General features: G+C 68.3%; 22 protein-coding genes and 1 other RNA gene. 19 read left to right on the forward strand and 4 right to left on the reverse strand.

The window, feature by feature from the left end; translation table 11 throughout:
* Window positions 1-36 precede the first annotated feature (36 nt).
* From mreC to ssrA, 18 genes are all read left to right on the forward strand, one after another.
* Window positions 37-852, forward strand: a complete 816-nt coding sequence (gene mreC / locus FJX73_00830) for a rod shape-determining protein MreC (GenBank protein MBM3469329.1) — start codon at window positions 37-39, stop codon at window positions 850-852.
* Complete coding sequence (gene mreD, locus FJX73_00835) at window positions 849-1,379, forward strand: rod shape-determining protein MreD (protein ID MBM3469330.1); 531 nt, start codon at window positions 849-851, stop codon at window positions 1,377-1,379. Before mreC ends, mreD begins: the two co-directional genes overlap by 4 nt.
* Window positions 1,313-3,148, forward strand: coding sequence for a penicillin-binding protein 2 (gene mrdA, locus FJX73_00840; GenBank protein MBM3469331.1), 1,836 nt, complete (start codon window positions 1,313-1,315; stop codon window positions 3,146-3,148). The genes mreD and mrdA overlap by 67 nt, the downstream gene beginning before the upstream one ends.
* A complete protein-coding gene (gene rodA, locus FJX73_00845) occupies window positions 3,145-4,239 on the forward strand; it encodes a rod shape-determining protein RodA (GenBank protein ID MBM3469332.1) in 1,095 nt (364 codons plus the stop codon). Before mrdA ends, rodA begins: the two co-directional genes overlap by 4 nt.
* Before the next feature lie 38 nt (window positions 4,240-4,277).
* Entirely contained in the window at window positions 4,278-5,957 is a 1,680-nt protein-coding gene (locus FJX73_00850; GenBank protein MBM3469333.1) for an Rne/Rng family ribonuclease, read from the forward strand.
* A gap of 50 nt (window positions 5,958-6,007) precedes the next feature.
* Window positions 6,008-6,325: a 50S ribosomal protein L21 gene (gene rplU / locus FJX73_00855; GenBank protein ID MBM3469334.1), complete on the forward strand. Its 318-nt coding sequence runs from the start codon at window positions 6,008-6,010 to the stop codon at window positions 6,323-6,325.
* 21 nt (window positions 6,326-6,346) lie between these two features.
* Window positions 6,347-6,613, forward strand: coding sequence for a 50S ribosomal protein L27 (locus FJX73_00860; GenBank protein ID MBM3469335.1), 267 nt, complete (start codon window positions 6,347-6,349; stop codon window positions 6,611-6,613).
* Between the two features lie 95 nt (window positions 6,614-6,708).
* Complete coding sequence (gene obgE / locus FJX73_00865) at window positions 6,709-7,815, forward strand: GTPase ObgE (GenBank protein ID MBM3469336.1); 1,107 nt, start codon at window positions 6,709-6,711, stop codon at window positions 7,813-7,815.
* A 14-nt stretch (window positions 7,816-7,829) separates the two neighbouring features.
* The gene (locus FJX73_00870; protein ID MBM3469337.1) at window positions 7,830-8,453 is read left to right on the forward strand and encodes a nicotinate-nucleotide adenylyltransferase; all 624 of its coding nucleotides are present in this window, start codon (window positions 7,830-7,832) and stop codon (window positions 8,451-8,453) included.
* Window positions 8,454-8,502: 49 nt separating this feature from the next.
* Window positions 8,503-8,817, forward strand: coding sequence for a ribosome silencing factor (rsfS, locus tag FJX73_00875; GenBank protein MBM3469338.1), 315 nt, complete (start codon window positions 8,503-8,505; stop codon window positions 8,815-8,817).
* Between the two features lie 7 nt (window positions 8,818-8,824).
* On the forward strand, window positions 8,825-9,697 hold the full coding sequence (locus tag FJX73_00880) for a GNAT family N-acetyltransferase (protein ID MBM3469339.1): 873 nt from the start codon (window positions 8,825-8,827) through the stop codon (window positions 9,695-9,697).
* A gap of 23 nt (window positions 9,698-9,720) precedes the next feature.
* Window positions 9,721-12,165 (forward strand): DUF4962 domain-containing protein, encoded by a 2,445-nt coding sequence (locus FJX73_00885; protein ID MBM3469340.1) that lies wholly within the window; start codon window positions 9,721-9,723, stop codon window positions 12,163-12,165.
* Window positions 12,166-12,219: 54 nt separating this feature from the next.
* Window positions 12,220-12,486 carry a hypothetical protein gene (locus FJX73_00890; protein MBM3469341.1) on the forward strand — a complete coding sequence of 89 codons (267 nt, stop codon included), beginning with the start codon at window positions 12,220-12,222 and terminating at the stop codon, window positions 12,484-12,486.
* Window positions 12,479-12,979: an SsrA-binding protein SmpB gene (smpB, locus tag FJX73_00895; GenBank protein MBM3469342.1), complete on the forward strand. Its 501-nt coding sequence runs from the start codon at window positions 12,479-12,481 to the stop codon at window positions 12,977-12,979. Before FJX73_00890 ends, smpB begins: the two co-directional genes overlap by 8 nt.
* The gene (gene purE / locus FJX73_00900) at window positions 12,976-13,476 is read left to right on the forward strand and encodes a 5-(carboxyamino)imidazole ribonucleotide mutase (protein MBM3469343.1); all 501 of its coding nucleotides are present in this window, start codon (window positions 12,976-12,978) and stop codon (window positions 13,474-13,476) included. The genes smpB and purE overlap by 4 nt, the downstream gene beginning before the upstream one ends.
* On the forward strand, window positions 13,473-14,678 hold the full coding sequence (locus tag FJX73_00905; GenBank protein ID MBM3469344.1) for a 5-(carboxyamino)imidazole ribonucleotide synthase: 1,206 nt from the start codon (window positions 13,473-13,475) through the stop codon (window positions 14,676-14,678). The genes purE and FJX73_00905 overlap by 4 nt, the downstream gene beginning before the upstream one ends.
* Before the next feature lie 5 nt (window positions 14,679-14,683).
* Window positions 14,684-15,775 (forward strand): threonylcarbamoyl-AMP synthase, encoded by a 1,092-nt coding sequence (locus tag FJX73_00910; GenBank protein ID MBM3469345.1) that lies wholly within the window; start codon window positions 14,684-14,686, stop codon window positions 15,773-15,775.
* Between the two features lie 52 nt (window positions 15,776-15,827).
* Window positions 15,828-16,177: a transfer-messenger RNA gene (ssrA, locus tag FJX73_00915) on the forward strand.
* 457 nt (window positions 16,178-16,634) lie between these two features.
* On the opposite strand, the gene FJX73_00920 is transcribed toward ssrA, so the two are convergent.
* From FJX73_00920 to FJX73_00935, 4 genes are all read right to left on the reverse strand, one after another.
* A complete protein-coding gene (locus FJX73_00920) occupies window positions 16,635-16,814 on the reverse strand; it encodes a hypothetical protein (GenBank protein ID MBM3469346.1) in 180 nt (59 codons plus the stop codon).
* 815 nt (window positions 16,815-17,629) lie between these two features.
* Window positions 17,630-18,484 carry a cupin domain-containing protein gene (locus FJX73_00925; protein ID MBM3469347.1) on the reverse strand — a complete coding sequence of 285 codons (855 nt, stop codon included), beginning with the start codon at window positions 18,482-18,484 and terminating at the stop codon, window positions 17,630-17,632.
* A gap of 79 nt (window positions 18,485-18,563) precedes the next feature.
* Window positions 18,564-19,643, reverse strand: coding sequence for a hypothetical protein (locus tag FJX73_00930; GenBank protein ID MBM3469348.1), 1,080 nt, complete (start codon window positions 19,641-19,643; stop codon window positions 18,564-18,566).
* A gap of 84 nt (window positions 19,644-19,727) precedes the next feature.
* The gene (locus FJX73_00935; protein ID MBM3469349.1) at window positions 19,728-20,150 is read right to left on the reverse strand and encodes a hypothetical protein; all 423 of its coding nucleotides are present in this window, start codon (window positions 20,148-20,150) and stop codon (window positions 19,728-19,730) included.
* Between the two features lie 222 nt (window positions 20,151-20,372).
* Here FJX73_00935 and FJX73_00940 point away from each other — a divergent pair, with 222 nt between their 5' ends.
* Entirely contained in the window at window positions 20,373-20,723 is a 351-nt protein-coding gene (locus FJX73_00940; protein ID MBM3469350.1) for a hypothetical protein, read from the forward strand.
* Window positions 20,724-20,726: the final 3 nt, after the last annotated feature.

Raw genomic sequence — 20,726 nt, forward strand, 5'->3', positions numbered from 1 at the left:
CAGCGCTGGCGCACCATGGGACCGAGTGTCGCCTAGGTGAGACGGCGGATCGTGGTTGTGGCGGTGTTGGCGGCCGCAGCGCTTGCGCTGCTGACGTTTCAGGTGCGCCTGCCCGAACGCCGAGCGCTGGGGCCGGTCGGCTCCTTCCTGCTGGCGTGGCTGGGGCCTGCCCAGGGCGTGCTCTCGCGCGTGGGCGATGCCGGGACGCGGTTCTGGCGCCTCTACTCCGAGATCGGGCGATTGCGCGTCGAGAACACGCGCCTGCGCGAAGAGATCGAACGCCTCTCCGACGAGACGGTCCGGTTGCGGGAACAGGCCCAGGCGACGCAACGCCTGGAGCGGCTCCTTGAATTCAGGCGCCAGGTTCCAGGCCGTGCGATCGGCGCGCGGGTGATTGGACGGGGCGGCGCGCAATGGTTTGCGGTGATCCTGGTGGATCGCGGCGCCAGGGACGGCGTGCGGCGCAACGACACCGTGGTGGGTGCCGGTGGTCTGGTAGGCCGCATCCTGGACGTTGCCCACTCGACGGCGCAGGTGCTGCTGATAACCGACTCGCGCAGCTCCGTGGGAGTCGTGCTCCAGCAGTCGCGCGAGTCGGGCGTCGTGGAAGGTCAGGGTGGGCCGCTGCTGCGCGTGAAGTACCTGTCGCGGGCGCGCGAGATAGCGATAGGTGAGGCCGTGCTGACATCGGGCCATGCCGGCGTGTTTCCCCGCGGCCTGCCGGTGGGAACGATCTCATCGTTCGTGCGCGAGCAGGGTGCCCTGTATCAGGAGGCAATCGTCCGTCCCGCCGCAGGCCTGGTCCACATCGAAGAGGTACTGATTCTAGTCGGGAGCCCTCCCGGGCCGTGACGCTGCTGAGGATCGTGCTCTTCGCTGGCCTGCTTGCAGCAGGTGCGGTTGTTGACGGCGCCTGGCTGTCCCGGCTGCCCGGGTGGGCCTCACCCGACCTGCTGCTCCTGGTCGCCGTGGCCTTCGGCCTGCGGCGGGGGGTGGAGGCCGGAGCGCTGGCCGGCGCCGTGGCCGGGTACCTCCGGGATGTGACCGGCGGCGGCCCGCTTGGGGTTTTCGCCCTCTCCTACCTGGCGGTCGGCACTGCGGCCGGAGCGCTGGCAGCCCTGGTGGATCTGGGGCAGAGGTACCTGTATGCCGCTGCTGCGGCGCTCGCCACGGTGGGGCTCTCGCTTGTGAGTGGCCTGGCGGTGACCGTTACCGGCCTCATGACAGTTGATTGGCCCCTGCTTCTGCGGGAGGCGGCCGCTGCTGCAGCGGTCAACGCGCTCTTTGCCCGGCCCGTTGCCGCGGCTGTGGCGTGGGCCGAGAGTTCTTCCCGCAGGCGCGATTCGACGAAGATCGTGGCTCGAAGGGCGTTGCGGTGAACATGGAGGGCGCGCCCTGGAGCCCGCGCGTCGCCCGGCTGGGCCTGATAATCCTGCTGGTGTTCGCGCTGATCGAAGGGCGCCTCTGGTCTATGCAGGCCATTGACGGAGGCCGCTACCTCGAGCTGTCCGAGCAGAACCGGCTGCGCGACTACAAGGTTCCGGCGCCGCGCGGCGTCATCTACGATCGGCGCGGTCACCCGATGGTGACCAACCGGCCGGCGTTCACAGTGGGCGTGCTGCCGATGGAGGTGTCCAACCCGCAGGGACTGGCCACTTTGCTCGCTCCCATGCTGGGGGTCGAGCGCGACGAGATGCTGGCCCGGCTGGAAGCCGGCCGCGTCCGCCCGTTTGAGCCCGTGGCCCTGCGCCGAGACGTGCCGAAGAGCGCTGTGATGACGGTCGAGGAACGCCGGCTCGACCTCCCTGGCGTGATCGTGCAGGCAGAGCCGGTCCGTGAGTACCTTCTGGGGGGGCTGGGAACGCATGCCCTCGGCTACCTGGGCGAGATCACCGAGGAGGAGCTCCGATCCAGGCCGCAATACAGGGCCGGCGACCTGATCGGCAAGTCCGGAGTAGAGCGCACCTACGACACGCATCTGCGGGGCGAGAACGGCCGGTTGCGCGTAGAGGTGGATGCCGCCGGGCGGCCGGTGCGAGTGCTGAGCCGCAAGTCGTCCCGTCCCGGCCACTCCCTCGTGCTGAACATTGACGCGAACCTCCAGGAGATCGCCGAAAAGGGCCTGCGCGGGCGTACAGGTGCCGTTGTGGTGATGGATCCCCGGAACGGCGAGGTGCTGGCGCTGGCCAGCGCTCCCACGTTCGACCCCGGCCTGTTCTCCGGAGGGATCAGTCCGGCCGACTGGCGGCGATTGACCTCGGACCGGCGACTCCCGTTGATGAACCGGTCGGTCGAGTCCACCTACGAGCCCGGGTCGGTCTTCAAGATGGTCACCGGGCTCGCCGCGCTCGGCGAAGGTGTGGCGCGGCGCGACAGCCGGTTTGAGTGCACGGGATCGCTCCAGCTCGGCCGCTGGGTCTTTCGGGACCTGGTGGCGCACGGCACGGTCAACTTCATCAAGGGCACCGCGGTATCGTGCAACGTGATGTTCTGGCAGTTGGGCCGTGCGCTGGGAGAGGCCAGGTTGGAGCACTATGCCAGGGCCCTGGGACTTGGCCGGGTCACGGGCATTGACCTTCCGGGCGAGGCCACAGGTCTTGTTCCGTCGGCCGCGTGGAAGCAGCGTGTCTGGAAGGAACCCTGGTACCCTGGCGACACGCTCAACATGAGCATCGGCCAGGGGTTTGTCCTGACCACGCCCGTGCAGATTGCCCGCATGGTGGGCGCGGTGGCGACCGGAGGGAAGCTGGCTCGACCGCACCTGGCGCGCCGGGTGCTGTCGCCGGACGGCACCGAGGTGATGGCGTTTGGCCGGGAGATCGAGGACGCGCCGCTGACCCTGACACCGGCGGCAGTGCACGCGATGCGCGAGGGGATGCGCGCTGTGGTTGAGGGCGGCACCGGTGCCGCGGCTGCGGTGCCGGGCATGACGATCGCCGGTAAGACCGGTAGCGCCGAGAATCCCAGGGGCATCCCGCATGCGTGGTTCGCGGGTTACGCGCCGGTGGAAGACCCGGCGCTGGTCGTGGTCGTCTTCGTAGAGCACGGCCGCCGGGGCGGTGAGGTGGCCGCGCCGATCGCACGCGCGCTTTTCGAGGCGGCACGGCCGCTCCTGGTGCCGCATCCGGAAGGCCTGGTGCGTCCGTGAGGGCACGCTGGCTCCGCGAGGTGGACTGGGTGCTGATCTCCTCCACGGTCCTGCTCGCGGCCTTCGGGGTCGTGGCGCTGATTTCCGCGCGTGGGGGCTCCGCCGAGGCGGCATCGTCCTTCCTGCGCGCCCGCGCGCTGCACCTGGCGCTTGGAGCCCTGGTGATGGTTGCCCTGGCGGCGACGGACTACCGCCAGCTCGCCGGCCCGTGGCAGGTGATCTACGCGGGCACTTTGCTTCTGCTTGCCTCGGTGCTGGTCCTCGGAGACACGCGAATGGGGGCGCAACGGTGGATCGCGCTCGGGGCGTTCGGTGGCTTTCAGCCGTCGGAGATCGCCAAGCTCGCCCTCGTGATCACGATTGCCCGGCACCTGGAGGGTGTGAAGTCCCTGCCCCGCCTGCGTTCGCTCTTCCCGTTTGCACTGCACATCGCCGTTCCGGCTGCGCTCATCGTTCGACAGCCCGACCTGGGCACAGCGCTCGTGCTGCTCGCCGTGCTGGCGGCCGTGCTGTACGTTGCCGGCGCGCGGGCGCAGGATCTGGCAGGGGTCGCTGCCGCCGGTGCCATAGCCGCCCCGTTCTTGTGGAGGCTGCTCCACGACTACCAGCGCCGGAGGCTGTCGGCGTTCCTGGATCCGGGTGCGGACCCACTGGGTGCAGGGTACGCGCTGATACAGTCCAAGATCGCCGTCGGGTCTGGACAGATCTTCGGCAAGGGGCTCTTTGCCGGCACCCAGAGCGTGCTGCGGTTCATACCAGAGCAGCACACCGATTTCGTGTTCACGGTGGTTGGGGAGGAACTAGGCCTGGCCGGTGCCACCCTGCTGCTCGGGCTTTACCTCGTGTGGTTGTGGCGCGCGCTCCGCATCGCGGAAGGCGCGCGCGACCGCCTTGGAGCCCTCGTGGCCACCGGCATCGCCGCGATGGTCGCGTTTCACGTTGTGGTCAACGTGGGAATGACGGTGGGGCTGATGCCCGTGACCGGCATTCCACTACCGCTGGTGAGTCATGGAGGCACGGCGATAATCACAACTCTTGCCGGAACAGGGATGCTGCTCAGCATCCACCTGCGCCGGCGCCCGGGAAGCTGACAGGGGAGGCGGGCCCGGGAGAACAAGGAGCTGGAATCATGGAAAGAGAGATAATCGCCAGCATCGAAGCAGGCGAGACGCGCGTGGCCGTCCTGGAGGACGGTACGCTCGTCAACCTGTTCGTTGAACGGTCAGAGCCCGTGGCCGGCAATATCTACAAGGGCCGGGTTACCAACGTCCTGCCTGGGATGGACGCGGCGTTCGTGGACATCGGCCTCGAGCGCAACGCCTTCCTCCACGTGGCCGACATCCGGTCTCAGCGGCTCGACGGCGAGGAGATCGAGGAGTCAATCGGCCGCGGCGCGATCGCCGAGCGGCTGCGCCCGGGCCAGGAGATCCTGGTTCAGGTCACCAAGGAGCCGATGGGGTCGAAGGGCGCGCGGGTCACGACATACGTGGCCCTGCCGGCCCACTACCTGGTGCTCATGCCGACCGTCAACTACGTGGGTGTGAGCCGGCGCATCACCGGTGAGGCCGAGCGCAAGCGTCTGCGCCAGATCGCCGAACGGGTGCGGCCCGAGAAGATGGGCATCATTGTGCGCACCGCGGCCGAGGGAGTTGAGGAGAAGGTCCTCGCCGACGACGTTGCGTTCCTGCGTCAGATGTGGAACCGGGTGCTCGAACGCGCGCGTGCCGGCAAGGCGCCGGCGCCCGTGTACCAGGACCTGCGCCTGATCCGGCGCGTCGTGCGCGACCTATTCACCGAGGACGTGGATCGGTTCGTGGTGGACTCGCCGGAGGAGTACGGCAGGATCGCGGACCTGCTTTCCTCGTTTGCCCCGCAGCTTCGGTCCCGGCTTGTGCTCCACCGCGACGATGAGCCGATCTTCGAGCGCCGGGGGATCGAGCGCGAGATAGACCGCGCTCTGCGCCGCCGGGTCTGGCTGAAGTCGGGCGGGTACGTTGTGATAGACCGGACCGAGGCGTTGACCGTCATTGACGTGAACACCGGCAAGTACGTGGGCAAGACCGACCTGACCACCACGATACTGCGCACGAACCTGGAGGCCGTCGGTGAGGTCGTGCGCCAGATCTCGCTGCGGGATATCGGCGGCATCATCCTGGTGGACTTCATTGACATGGAGAAGGTGGATCACCGCAAGCGGGTCCTGGACGCGCTGGAGGAGGCCGTGAAACGTGACCGGTCCAAGGCCCATGTGATTGACCTGACCGGCCTGGGCCTGGTTGAGATCACCCGCAAGCGCGTCTACCAGGACCTGGATGAGATTATGCGCACCCCGTGCCCGTACTGCGAGGGCCGCGGCCGGGTGCTCTCTCCGGAGACGATGGCGGTTCGGGTGCGGCGCGAGGCAAGCAGGCTGGTCCGGGGCACTAAGGCACCAGCGGTGCTCATCGAGGTACACCCCCAGGTGGCCGGCGCGCTGCTCCGGGACGGTGCCGGCTGGGTGCGATCGCTGGAGGAGGCCTCGGGCAGGCGCGTGCGAATACGCGGCAGGGAAGGGCTGCACCTGGAGCGCCTGAACGTTGCCGAGGGCGAGAGCCTGAAGGAGCTGGAGGCGGCGACTCCCGAGGGCGGCAAGCGCGTCCAGTTCTGGACGGACCGGGGTTCCGACGAGGTTCTCTCGCTTGCGGAACCGGACCCGGACTACGAGATGGCCCTGGCGCTGGCCGGGGAGCCGCGGCAGGGGGCCGGGAGGAAGGGAGTCGTCGCGCGGGTGCTGGGGGTGCTGCGGGGCAGGCGCGAGCGGGCGAATTGACCCATTCCGGGCCGCGTGGTAGAATGCGTCGGGTTTGGTGGAGGTGGGATGTGTACGCGGTTGTTGACTCTGGAGGCAAGCAGTTCACGGTCCGCGAGGGCGATCTCGTGCGCGTTGAGCGCATCGCCGGTTCGCCTGGTGACCAGGTAATCCTCGACCGGGTGCTGCTCATCGGTGACGGCGAGACGCGGATGGGTACGCCGACGGTAGAGGGCGCTTCGGTGCAGGCACGCGTCGTGCGACAGGCCCGGGCGCGCAAGATCATCGTGATGAAGTACAAGGCCAAGGCGCACTACCGCCGGAAGACCGGCCACAGGCAGGACTTCACCGAGCTGCGCATTGAGCGCATCGCCGCGCCGGCGGGCTAGGCAGAACCAGGGGGTAGGGAGATGGCATCCAAGAAAGGCGTTGGCAGCAGCCGGAACGGCCGTGACTCCAACAGCAAGCGCCTGGGCGTCAAGCGTTTCTCGGGTCAGGCTGTGAGCGCGGGCAGCATTCTGATCCGGCAGCGCGGCACGAAGGTATTCGCCGGCAACAACGTCGGCCGGGGCCGTGACGACACGCTGTTCTCGCTCATAGACGGCGTCGTGGCCTTTGAGCGCCGGGGCCGGGACAGCCGGCAGGTTAGCGTCTACCCGGTTGCAGTTGCGGTCTAGCCCAACAGGTGCGCGCTTCTGGGGCCCGGGTTGCATGACCCGGGCCGTTCACTTCTCCCCGGGCTATTTCGGAGGCTGGCGGGGCGAGGTTTCCCATGTTCATTGACCAGGCGAAGGTCCAAGTCAAGGCCGGTGACGGTGGCAACGGCTGCCTCAGCTTCCGCCGTGAGAAGTTCATACCCAAGGGCGGGCCGGACGGTGGCGACGGCGGGGACGGCGGCAGCGTGGTCTTCGTGACCGATCCAGGGCTTCTTACGCTGGTAGACTTCCGTTATCGCCGGCACTTGCGCGCCCGTCGCGGCGCCCACGGCGAGGGCGCAAATCGCTCGGGCCGCCGGGGCGCGGATCTGGTCGTCTCAGTGCCCGTGGGAACGATCGTGCGCGACGCCGTGACCCGCAAGGTGATAGCCGATCTGGCCGAGGAGGGCCAGCGCGCCGTGATAGCTACTGGCGGTCGGGGCGGACGGGGTAATGCTCGTTTCGCCACTTCCACGCACCGCGCCCCCCGCCGCACCGAGCCGGGGCATCCCGGAGAGGAACTGCAGATCGAGATGGAGCTGCGGCTCCTGGCCGACGTCGGCCTGGTAGGCCTGCCCAACGCGGGCAAGTCCACGCTGCTCCGCCGCATCTCGGCCGCGCGGCCCAAGGTGGGCGACTATCCCTTCACGACCACCGAGCCGACCTTGGGTGTGGTGGAGGTCGAGGGTGGCGGGAGCTTCGTGGTGGCCGATCTGCCCGGGCTGATCGAAGGCGCCCACCTGGGCGCCGGGTTGGGGCACGCGTTCCTGCGGCATACCGGCAGGACGCGCGTGCTGATTCACCTGGTGGACGCAAGCAGTGCCGAAGACCCGGTCGAGGGTTTTGCCGCGATCCGCAGGGAACTCGGGCTGTACGATCCACGCCTGCTCGAGCGTCCCGTGATCGTGGCCCTCAACAAGATGGACCTGCCCGAGGCCAGGGCACGCCTGGCGGACCTGCTGGCGCGATTCTCCGCGCTGGGGATCCGGGCCCTCCCGGTTTCCGGTGCCACCGGAGAGGGGCTGGAGGCGTTGGTCCTCGCGGCCCTCGGCGCGCTGGCTCGGGGTCCGGGCCGATCCACTGGCAGAGGCCTCGACCGGGAGGAGACATTCACGGGAGGCAAGAAGTCAACCTCCGTGCGGGCGACGGACCGCAGCCGAGGCGGGCGCGAGGCGACGGCGTGACCAGGGTCGGCGTCATGGGCGGGACCTTTGACCCGATTCACCACGGGCACCTGGTTACCGCCGAGGAGGCCCGGGTTCAGTTCGATCTCGACCGCGTGATCTTCATCCCCAGCGGGCAGCCGCCCCACAAGGATCCTGCCGACGTTACTCCGTCCGAACACCGGTACCTGATGACTTTTCTGGCCACGGTCTCCAACCCGCACCTCGGCGTGTCGAGGTTGGAGATAGACCGGGCCGGCCCATCGTACACGATTGACACGATCCGTCTGCTGGCGAAAGAGTTCGCCGGCGCGGAGCTATTCTATGTCACCGGCGCCGACGCCATCATGCAGATCATGCGCGGGGAGTGGGAGCGGTCGCCTGATCTGCTCGGGCTATGCGAGTTCATTGCCGCCACCCGGCCCGGGTTCGACCTGGATCTCGATGTGCTCAGGCGTCACAACTGCACGGGGAGGTCCCTGGTGAACGTCCACGTTATGGCTATTCCAGCGCTGGCGATCTCGTCCACGGATATCCGCGCCCGCGTGCGCACTCGTCGGCCTATCAAGTACCTGGTGCCCGAGGCGGTCGAGGCGTACATCGTCAAGCATGGCCTCTACATGGAGGATTCGGCGCTCCGGGAGCCATCGGGTGGCTAGGCCCCGTCCGCGCCGCAAGGCGGCCGCGCCGGAGTCACTGCCCAAGGCCATGCTGGCTGCTGAGGTCGCAGAGGCGAAGCGCGCCGAGGACGTGGTCATCCTCGATCTGCGTGAGCAGACCCTCGTTACCGACTACTTCGTGTTGTGCACCGCGGCCAGCCGGGTGCAGATCCGTGCCGTGGCGGACGCGATTACCGACGCCCTCAAGGACAGCCAGGTCCGTGGTGTGCGCGAGGGTGCCGAAGCCGGGCAGTGGGTCCTGCTCGACTACGGCGACGTCGTGGTCCACGTATTCGGCCCTGAGGCCCGGGCCTTCTACCGGCTCGAAAGGCTTTGGGCCGACGCGCCGGTCGTGGACCGGTAGGCGGACGATGCACCTGGCCGTCCGGCCGGCGACGATCGAGGACGGCACCACGCTCGTCCGCGTGCTGGACGCCGCATATGCCGGCGGCTACTCGGCCACGTTCGATCGCGACGGTCCTCTTCAGCCCAACGATCTGTGGTGGGCCCGGTCTGAGAAGGACATCAGTGTGATCGAGGTCAACCGAGATCCCTCCGGCATGCTGGTGGTCGGCCGCAGCGCCGGCCAGTGGCTCGTGGAGGAGATCCTGCTGGACGGATTCTCCAGGTACCCGGCCAGGACGCAGGAGGCGCTTCTGGGCCGGATCAGCGCACACCTGACGGCCCTGTTCCAGCGCGCGGGTCAGGACGCGATGCTCCTGCGCGTGGCCGACACGAACCCGTTCGGTCTCCTCCTGGTTCGAAGCCTGCACGCGGCCTTCACCAACGCCCTGCTGGTCCACCGGTATCGGGGCCCCAAGCGCCCTGGTGCCGGCTCTCCTACGGGCTATGAGGTCCGCCGGTGGATGCCGGCCGACGCGCGCGAGGTCGGACGGCTGGTGCGCGAGGTGACGGCTGACCGCGGCCGCATAGACGAGGTCGAGCGGGCGGTGCGCGCCAAGGACGCTAAGGGCTACGTGGCGTGCAGGGACGGCCTGGCCGTCGGCGTTGCCACGGTCGAGCTGCGGCCGGGCAGGCCTGACTGGTTCGTCGGCGTGCGCGAGACGCACCGACGCCGCGGGCTGGGGCGCGCGCTGGCGCACGCGGCCATCGGCGCGATGGCTGCGCGCGGGACGCCGCCGTACGCGACCGTCTGGGCTCTCGACCCCATCGCCGGGCCGTTCCTGCGCGCTCTAGGATTCGTCGTAGAGCGAACGTATCTCTATGTGGAGAAGCCGCTGTAGCGCCGCGCGATCCGCGTAGCGCGATGAGGATTGCCAGGACCGCATCCCTGGCCGCCCTGCTGCTGATCCTGGCGCTTCCCGCGGGCGGGGCTCCTGCTCCTGCTGTCCTCGACCGCCCCCCGGGTGAGTTCGAGCTGCCGTACTCTCCCGCCGACGGCGCGGTGGTCTCTATCACGCCGCCGGGCTTCGTTTGGATTCCGGTTGCGCGGGGCGCGCGGTATGCCCTGCAGGTGGGGCCGGCCCTGGATCCGGCCGGGCCTGGGGGCCGAACGGTCCGCGGGATCACGATGGCGTCGCACGCCCCGCGCGAGGTCCTCGCCCCGGGCCGCTGGGCCTGGCGTTACGGCGTCGAGTCCTCCGATGGCACCGTCGCCTGGAGTCGCGCCCGGGCTTTCACCGTGGGCCCGGACGCGCGCCCCTGGCCCTATCCAGGCGTGGACGCCATGGCCGGCCGGGTACCACGGGGCCGGCCGCGTCTGTTCGTGCGCGCCGAGGAGGTGGCCGCCTACCGGGGTCGCGCGCGGGACGGCGACCTCCGGACTCTGGCGGCCGGGATCGTGCGCTTGGCCGAGCGCGACCTGGGCGGGTCGCTGCCTCCGGAGCCGGATTTCCTGCCGCGCACCCAGCCAGACCGGGGCCGCATCTTTGCCGAGATCATCCGCACCACGCGGCCGCCGATGGACGCCATGGAGCGGGCTGCGCTGGCCTACCTGCTAACCGGCGATGCGCGCTTCGCCGATGAGGCGCGGCGCCGGCTGCGGCACTTTTTCTCCTGGGACCCGCTGGGACCGACGGAGCTGGCGCACAACGACGAGCCGGCGATGTGGATGATGATGCGCGGGGTGAGGGCCTACGATTGGATACACGACAGGATCCTGCCCGAGGAACGTGAGGCGATCGAGCGCGTCATGCGGGTCCGCGCCGAGCAGATGCACCAGGTGTTGCGACGCCGGCCTTTCGAGAGTAACCCCTACGAGAGTCACGCCGGCCGTATCATCGGGTTCCTGGGCGAGGCTGCGCTCGCGTTCGTCCACGAGTGGCCCGAGGCGCGCGACTGGCTGGATTACGTGGCCACCGCCTATTGGACCTCCTATCCGGCATGGGGCGGTGACGATGGCGGTTGGGCCGAGGGCCCGGCGTACTGGGGTTCGTACATGAACTTCATGCTGCACTTCGCGGTGGCGCTGCGGACCGGCGCGGGCGCAGACATAATGGGCAAGCCGTTCTTCGCCACCACGCCGTTGTACGCCGTGTACACGGCCCCGCCCTACCACCGGCTGGCACCGTTCGGGGACGGCCAGCACAGCCGTATCGAGCTGGGCAGTCTCATGTATTGGTTCTCGTCGGTGCTGCGCGATCCGGTGGCGCGCTGGTATGCAGAGGCGCGCCAGCGCGGGCCGAGCCAGGACATTCTGGGGGTCGTTTTGGCGGACGCGACGCTGGCAGGTCGGCCTCCGACCGCGCTACCCCAGAGCCGTGTCTTTCCATCGGTGGGCCTGGTCGCCATGCACAGCGCGCTGGGCGACCCGGACAACGACATCTACCTGCTCTTTCGCAGCAGCCCTTACGGATCGCACAGCCACGGACACTCCAACCAGAACGCGTTTGCCATAGAGGCCTACGGCGAAGCACTGGCCATTGCTTCCGGGTACTATCCATGGTACGCGTCGCCGCACCACGACATGTGGACGCGCGAGACCCGGGCCTCGAACGCGATTACGATCAACGGCGGTCAGGGGCAGGGGAAACGCAGCATCCGGGCGCGCGGGAGGATCGAGGCGTTCGCCACCGGCGGCGGCTACGACCACGCCTCCGGCGACGCCACTCCTGCCTACGAGGGCCGGCTGCTGCGCGCGGTGCGCCGGATCGTGCACGTGCGCCCGGGCGTGTTCGTAATCTATGACGAGGTCGCCGCGCCCGGGCCGGTCACCTGGGAGTGGTGGCTGCACACACTCTCGCGTGTGGAGGTGGACGAGGGCTCTGCCGAGATTCGGGTACGCGAGGCGAAGGCAGGGATGGTCGTGCGTTTCCTGGATCCGGTCGGCCTTGCGTTCGCGCAGACCGATCGCTTCGCCGTGCCGCCCGAGGACGGGCGGCCCAACCAGTGGCACCTGACCGCCTCGACGCGGTCGGCGCAGTCCAGCACGGTCTTCCTGGCGGTGCTCATGCCGCACCGGGCCGGTGATACGGTCGGGCTCCCGCGCGTATCCAGGGTTGAGGGGGAGGGCGCGCTGGGCGTCGCCCTGGCGTGGCCTGACGGCCGCCGAGATCTGGTGGGCTTTCGCAGACCGGGTCGTACCGAGGCCGTCAGGCTCGAGGCGATCGAGGCCGATGCCGCGGCCTTCGCGGTGGGCACGGCCCCCGGAGGTGTCCTGCGGCGCTGGCTTATCGGGCAGGGGCGCCGCCTGACCCTGGGTGAAAGGGATCTGGCGCCGGGGGGCCCGGACCGCACGGCCACCTGGCCTTGACGCCGGCTGCTCGGGCAGGGGCGGCTTCCCGCGTGGGCGAAGCCAGTGGTAACCATGAGCGACGCGCTACGCCTCGCGGTTCTGATTGTTTCCCTGGTGACCCTTGCGACCACAGTGCGCCAGCACGCGGCCTATCTGGGCGGCCGTCGGCAGGGAGGGTTCTTCGCCCACCTGGAGACCGCCGGCTGGCTTATCCTCACCCTTGCCTTTGGGGCGACGGCGTTCCGCCCGGATCTGTGGATCCTGGGGGTCAGCACGGCGCCCGTCGGGGCGCTGTGCATCCTGGTCCGTTCCATGCTGAGGGCCCTCGGCCGTGCCTGAGCGCAGTGACGAGAAGCTGATAGCCACAAACCGCCAGGCCCGGCACGAGTACCACATCGAGGAAACGGTCGAGGCCGGCCTGGTGCTCACCGGCACCGAGGTCAAATCGCTGCGGGGCGGTCGCGTCACGCTGGGCGAGGCGTTTGCGCGCGTGGAGCGCGGCGAGGCGTGGCTGCTCCACCTGCACATCCCGCCCTACGACGCCGGTAACATCTTCAACCACGACCCGCTGCGGCCGCGCAAGCTGCTGCTCCACCAGCGCGAGATCCGGCGCCTGGCGGAGGCGGCCGCGCGGAAGGGGTACACACTCGTGCCGCTGCGCCTGTACTTCCGCAGGGGCAGGGCCAGGGTCGAGCTGGCGCTGGGACGCGGGAAGAAGCTCTACGACAAGCGCGAGGCGATCGGGCAGAGGGAAGCACAGCGCCAGGCGCAGCGCGCAGTGAAGCAGCCGGTCGAGCCGCGCGCTCGCAGGAGAAAGGGAGAGGGCGGATGACACAGGCTTGGGGCCAGGGACCACTCGTTGGCATCATCATGGGCAGTACCTCTGACCGGCCGGTCCTTGAGGCAGCGGTCGAGATCCTAACCGAGATGGAGATACCGCACGAGGTCAGGGTAGTCTCCGCGCACCGGACGCCCGACTGGATGTTCGAGTACGCGGCCGCCGCTGAACGTCGCGGCATCAAGGTGATCATCGCCGGCGCCGGCGGCGCCGCGCACCTGCCGGGTATGACCGCGGCCAAGACCGTACTGCCGGTGATCGGCGTGCCGGTGCCCAGCGAGCACCTGCGCGGGCTGGACTCGCTGCTCTCGATCGTGCAGATGCCCGCCGGCGTGCCGGTGGGCACGATGGCGATCGGCCGCGCAGGCGCGGCGAACGCCGCGTTGCTGGCAGCGCGCATCCTGGGTCTTTGCGATGAGGCGATCCGCGAGCGGCTGCGGCGCCGCCAGGAGGAGCAGGCAGCCGCCGTGCTGGAGGCAGGCGGCGGATGAGAGTCGGCGCAGCGGTGCCCCTGCTGCCCGGCGCAACGATCGGCATCGTCGGCGGCGGGCAGCTCGGCCGCATGCTGGCGTTGGACGCCCGGCGGATGGGCTACGGCGTGGCAGTTCTTGATCCATCCCCGGCGGCCCCGGCTGCGGCGCTGGCCGATGCGCACGTCCAGGCTCAGTTTGACGACGTCGGTGCGGTCGCCGATCTGGCGGCACGCTCGGACGTGGTGACGTTTGAGCTCGAGCACGTGCCGCTCGACTGCGCGCTGGCCGCGGCAGCGCGGCGGCCGGTTCGGCCTTCGAGCCAGGTCCTGGCGGCCTGCCAGCACCGCATACGGGAGAAGCAGTTCCTGCGTGAGCACGGGTTTCCGACTGCCCCCTGGCGCCAGGCCGGCTCTGCCGAGGAGATCGAAGAGGCGGTCGCCGGCCTCGGTCTGCCCTGCGTGGTGAAGATCCCCTTCTTTGGCTACGATGGGCGCGGGCAGGTGCGCGTCGCGTCGCGAAACGATCTTCCGGCGGCCGCTACGCTGGGGTTCGAACGCGGGCCTCTGGTCGTGGAGCGGTACATTCCTTTCGCGAGCGAGGTCGCGGTCGTTGTCGCGCGCGGGATGGACGGCGGGCGGCGCGTCTACCCGGTCGTGCGCACGGTACACGACGACGGAATCCTGGTGGAGGTGGTGGTGCCGGCGCAGGTTCCTGCCACGGTTGCCGATCGGGCAGCCGGCATCGCCGAGTCCATAGCCACGGCGCTCGACCTCGTCGGCGTCCTTGCGGTCGAGATGTTCGTGATGGATCGCGGCGAGGTGCTCGTGAACGAAATGGCGCCGCGTCCCCACAACTCAGGCCACTACACGATCAACGCCTGCCCCACGTCGCAGTTCGAGCAGCACGTACGCGCGATTTGTGGGTTGCCGCTGGGTGGCGCTGGCCTCCTGGCTTCGGCGGCGATGGTGAACCTGCTGGGTGACCGGCAGGGCCCGGTCCGGCTCGCCGGGGTCGAGGAGGCCCTGGCCGTGGCCGGGGTCTCTCTGCACCTCTACGGGAAGGGCGAGGCGTGGCCCCGGCGTAAGATGGGGCACATCACCGCGCTAGGGGAGACCGCCGAGGAGGCGCTGGACCGCGCGCGGCGCGCGGCGGCGATGCTCCGATGGGAGCCGGTCGCGTTATCGCAGCCGCCCCGGGGGTTGCACCTCTCCGGCGTGTGAGGGGCATGCCCGCCCGCATCCTTACGGTCGACCCCCAGGCGCCCGGTGCCGCGGCTATCGGCGAGGCGGCCGCGGTTCTCTCTGCGGGCGGCCTGGTCGCCTTTCCCACCGAGACGGTCTACGGCCTGGGCGCCGACGCCCTGAACCCGCGCGCGGTGGAGCGCATCTACGCCGCGAAGGGCCGCCCGGTTGACAACCCGATCATCGTGCACATCGCCGATCCCGGCGCCCTGGGCGGACTGGTTGGCGACGTGCCCCCGGCCGCGCAGATCCTGATAGCGCGCTGCTGGCCGGGTCCGCTTACCCTTGTGCTGCCGGCCGCGCCGGTGGTGCCTTCCGTGACGCGAGGCGGACTGCCGACGGTGGCCGTGCGCATACCCGCGCACCAGGTGGCGCTGGCCCTGATCCGCGCAGCCGGGTGCCCTGTGGCCGCGCCCAGCGCGAACCGGTCGGGCCGACCCAGCCCGACCACGGCGCAGCACGTGCTTGCCGACGTGGGTGGGTCGGTTGAACTCGTGCTCGACGGCGGTCCAACGCCGGTGGGAGTAGAGTCCACAGTGCTCGACCTCACATGCGATCCGCCGGCGCTCCTGCGACCGGGCGGGGTATCGCTGGAACAACTTGTGGCGATCGTCGGTCAGGTGACCGTTCCCGTGCTGGGTGCCGCCGCGGCAGGCACCGCTGCGCCGGAGGTGCAGGCCGCGCTGGCGCGCTCGCCTGGCACGCGGTACCGCCACTACGCGCCGCGGGCAAGGGTGGTGCTGGTGGAGGCCCTGCCGGAGGTACCGCCGGAGGAGGCCGGTGCCGCGCAGCCCGCCGCCGAGCTGTCCGCGGCCGTGCGCCGGCTGTGGGACGAGGGTCTGCGCGTCGGCGTCATGGTGACAGTCGAGGCCGCTTCCAGAGTTCCCGAGGGTGCGGTCGTGCGGGTGATGGGACCGCGCGCCGATCCTGCGGCCGTGGCCGCCAGGCTGTTCGCCCTCCTGCGCGAGCTCGACGACGCAGGTCTCGATGCGATCGTGGTGGAGGGGATTCCTGAGCAGGGACTGGGCAGGGCGGTGATGGACCGGCTGCGCAGGGCGGCAGGCCAGGCCGGGTGAGCCCCTGCCATGGTATAATAAGCGTGCTTGGTCGTAGCCGCAGCCAGAATGTGGGGGCGATCGGTTTCGACTGGGTGGGAAGCAGCAGAGCTGCGAGCCGAGGTGGTCAGGTCCTCGTTAATCAACTGGCAGGCGCACAAACGCCAACACACAGTACGCACTCGCCGCTTAAATAGCGTCGACGCTCACCTGGTAGGGCCGGCGGCCCGGGCTGAGCGCCACAAGCCGGCTACCGTCGGGCGTCCTGGCCCGGGACGCGCGATGGGAATCCCAACGGGCTGGCAGCTGGAGCATCCGGTCTGCGGGAGGCTCCGGCAGCGAGATCCAAAGCGCAGACTACGCTCGTAGACGCTCCGCCCTCATCCACTCAGGACGCGGGTTCGATTCCCGCCGCCTCCACCAATCGTCCTTTAGCCAGGACGCGGGTTTCCGCCCGCGTCATTGGTTTTGGTGGCAACTGGGTGGCAGACTTTGACGTGTGGCGGGGTCGCAGCAAATGCCCGTGGACGGACTGACAGCACGGGAATCGGCTCCTCGGGTACGAGGGCGGCACAGGATCGTCGGCCATGATCGAGTCTCGACCCTGTTCTCGGTGAGACGCCTCCACTCAACGACTCGGTGGACATCCCGGAAGAGAAGCCGGTGACACTCTAGGCAGTGCCCCGCCAGCGGATGCGGTCAGGTCATCAGGTTCTGGGACGACTCCTGGGGCCTAGCGTCGTACCGGCCGGAGCCATGATCTCAGGCGCGTATCAAGTGGCGTATCAGGTGATACGCCGATACGCTTCCCAGAGAGCCGTCGGCGTATACTTCGCCCCCAACTGGCCAGGCACCGCGACGGTAGCTACCCTTCATGAGATTACGCGACGAGCCGCGCCCATATGATGAGAAGCCAGTGAGCGAACCCCAGGATCGCAAGCACGAGACCGGCAAACCCAAGCCTAGACGTTGTCCAGTCCTTCACTCTAGCCGCGCCGATGATTGCGGCGATCCCCGCAAGGGCGCCGAAGAGCGCTCCGAAGAGCCACACGGATCCCATCAGATCGCATCCTAGAGCGTACGGGTCGGTACGGACACAGCGCACGGAGGCTACCAGACCAGTAGCGTCAGACGCCACTGAGACGAAACCGACCAGTCTCCACATCTCGGCACTCATGCGCGCTTGCCTCCTCGGGTGTGGTCACAAGACGCCCCAACACCTAGCGTTGCTGCAGACCTGCGCACAAGAACAGGCCGGCACTCGCAATCAGGCCCAAAGCGACACTGCCCTGGCGCGGGTCCGGCCTTTTCGCCCATGCCGGATGGCCAACGACCCCAGCACTACGGCGAGGAGGTTTGTGATCGTTGGAGGCAGCAGATGCAATGGGACGGCAAAGGCGCAGATCGGGTCGTAGGAGCGGCAGTCTCCTGTCACCGCCGCATAGGCTGCACCCATCAAGCCGAACCCGAGCGCCCACGCCTTCATAGCACTCGCCTCTTCGGTTATCAGACAATAAGACGCCCCGGCCCCTCGGGAACGGCGAGGCGTCTGGTATGGGGGCCGGGCTACCGGCTATCTACGGCGACCGTTCGTCAGAAGGGGCTGCCGCCTCCTCCAATCGTGTCTGTCCCTCCCGGCATGGTTGACGCCCCTCGGCGCCCGGCCGACAGGTTGTCGAGCGTGCTCGCTCTTCGGAACTTGACGAACACCTCCGCCTTTGTGAGGTGCGCGTGTTGGCTGACCATGGCGAGGCTCCCAAGGACAGTACCACAGCACAGAAGCGCCGCCCGACAAGGCAAGCCTACGCGGCGTGGCAGCCCTTGCCGGACAGCCCTGCCACACGCCGCAGCAGCTTCGGCGCTGAGAGCACGCATCTAGCGTTTCGGGGCGAAGCGCAGAAGTAGAACACGGCCAGCCTGATCCGGCGCGTTCGTCACCTGCCACGCGTCAGAAAACACACGCACCTCGCCACCTCTCAACGTCTGTTCGCGATGCCCAGAGAGTCCGACACGCACACTTCCAGAGATCCCAATGATGACCATGGGCTGGTCACTGGAGATGAATGTCCCCACATCCCAGTTTGGTGGGTAGCGACCGATGGAAATGCGGTAAAGCCAGACCGTGTGGGCTCCACTACTCAGTCCCACTGCTGCAACTGCAAAGGTCCGATATTCCGACGGGAGCGCGGAAGCAACGTCAGCACCCAACGTAATGAGGCAAAGTCTGGTCCTCAATGTCGAATGCCAGTCATGCGTGTGCTCGGCCCCGTCCGGTATCCACGCGGCCTCGCCGCTGACATGGTCGCTCGTTCGCCCCGCTATCGTCAGCAGATTGAGCCCCTCCACCGTGTACTCCCAACCCATCGCGTGGCTGTGGGTTCGGACGGAGGCGCCCGGCTCAACCACGAGTTCACTGACCTTGATGTTTGTGGGGGCGGCCGGCAGAATCGCCTCTTGCTGACCCAGGAGTTTGGTTTCAGGGCCGACGATGATGAGTTGAGCCAAAGCATCGCTCGGGGCCAGTGCACCAGGGACGTTCTGTGCCCCGGTCATTTGTACGTAGCCGTCAGTGGTCACGCCCAGCGTCCATTCTTCAATGCGCTGGCCCGGCACGATGAGGTTGTCGTCAGGAGCCTGCGCAAAGCCGGGCACCGACAGGGCGAGGGCAACGAACAGAAGCAGGACATACGCAGTGGTCTTCATCGCGCTCGCCTCCTCGGTTTCGGTCATTAGACAGCAAGACGCCCCGGCCCGCTGCGTGGGGCGAATCGCTCGGTACGGGGCCGGTACCGGCGTGGCCGCATCGCAATCATGGTTGCTTCAGAGTCAGCACCCAGATCTGCCACGGATCCTTCGCAAAGGCAATCCTCGCCCCATCTGGCGAAAACGCTGCTCCACGGCCGGCGGTCAAGGATCGTGTCTGCGGCTCCGGCACGACGCCAGCGATGGCATCCGCGCTCGTCATGATCCAAAGAACGTCGCCGCGGCCGTAAACAATGAACTTGCCGTCGGGGGACACCACAGGTGCCATGTGGCCTTGGCCGGTGGCCACCGTGCGCAGTTCACGCGTGCGCGGATCCAACACCTGCAGATCGTTGGTAGATGACGAATCGATCACCTCCCGAGCATTGGCGACAAGAATGAACTTGCCGCTATCTCCGACGAAGCGTGGGGACTCAACGTTGCCGGGTCCCTCCCAGACCGACGACGCACCGGACCCATCCGCGTTCATGACATAGACACGACTGTTGCCGCTGGCACCGGCCCCGGAAAATACGATCTTCGTCCCGTCGGGGGACCACGACGGATCCCTCGCGCGACCCAGGTTCGTCAGTGCCCTGGCACCGCTTCCGTCCGGGTTGATCGTCCAGATCTCTTGGGTCCACCTCGGGGTGGGTCCCGTGACCAAGACGTCGAGCCCGACCGAACGATTGAAGATGATTCGACGACCGTCCGGAGACCACGACGGGTTGTCATTGTGTTCCCCGGCGGCCTGCCTGGTGAGGCGCCTGGGAGATTGTCCCTGGATACCCACGACCCAGATGTCCGAGGGGTGGAACTTGAGCCCCGGACGGTCAGGGAGCCTGCTAACTTCACCAATGCGACTGAACGTGATGGTCTGGCCGTCCGGAGACCAGCTCACCGATCCGTACCTGGATCCCGGCGATCCACTGCCCACATCGCGCTGGAGAACGAGAGTCGCGTCCCCTGGTTCTGGCAAGGGGCTCTGACCAGCGAGCGGATGCGCCAACAGGGTGACGGCGATGACCGCTGCAAGAAGCAAATTGATCGCAAACAGGCGCCATCCCCCGGAGCGACAGCCACGTTCCTTCAGCGGGTTCCCTGGCAGCTTCCCTCCAAGACCTAAGCAGCCACCGTTACTGGCCATCTCCGTACCTCCCAACTCCGATCGTCTTGCCGGTTCAGGTCCCCGGAGCCGTCATGCCGCCTTCATGCCCTTTCCCACAGAGCGCTATCGACAGTTGGGACGTTCACAGCGCCACCAGATCGGGATGAGGACCGTGTCATCGAGCACCTTCTGCTCTACGTCCCTGAAGAGACGAATGCCGTCGTAGACGTCTCCGACCGATCGTGGCCGGTCGATCAGCGCTCGAGCCCGACCGATGAGGGCGTCCACGTCGGGATTCGCGTAACCGAAGATGTTCAGTGAGCCTTTCGAGTGGGCGAGAAGTTCAAGCAGGCTGCGCACCCCCACGACGAGGATGTTCAGCCCTGTGTCCTCCGTACAGGCGTTGGTGAACAAGGCCACGTAGAAGAGGTGGATCGCGGAGGAGCGCACGACGCTGGCGTCACCACCGGTCCGCACCGTAACGCGAAAGCCGAGCTCGCGAAGCTCACTCACGAAATCGTCCGCACCGGCGAGACCTTCGTTCACCCACAAGCTCACCGGCACGTCACTGGGCTTGATGCCTCTGTTCTCAATCGCCTGCTTTGCGGCGGCGAGATCATAAGGCTGCGGCCTCGGTAGGACCGAATTCTCGACGCACTGCGGAGGTACGATGCCCCGGGCGCGCGAGGCGGCGTGTGGGCGCTCGCCGGCAGCACAGTCAGCAGCCGCGCTCCCGATGCCCCTTCGCCAGCCGCATCTGCTGAGGAGATGCAGCGCATCGTGACCCGCGCCCGGGCGATGGTGGGCACCGGCCTGACGGCTGTCGTCGGGTGGATGGCTCTTGGATTGGCGGGGAGCATCCTTGTCGGCTCCCTGCGCACTGCGGCGCTGGCCGTCCTCGTCGGCGCCGCTCTGATAGGGCGTGGCATGCCCGATGCTGTGTTGTTCGGCACGCCCGCGTTTCTTGTCGCTCTGGGAGGCATGGTCGGCGGAATGCTGGGTCGGATGCAGCAGGCCTGGCTGGGCCGGCCCTGGTGGGATTTCGTGGGAGGAGCCGTTGGGGGAGCCATCGGATTGGTGGTGGCCCTTGTCCTCCGTTTCCTGTACAAGCTCGGCTGATCC

The sequence above is a fragment of the Armatimonadota bacterium genome (genome assembly GCA_016869025.1).
Classification (GTDB): Bacteria; Sysuimicrobiota; Sysuimicrobiia; order Sysuimicrobiales; family Humicultoraceae; genus VGFA01.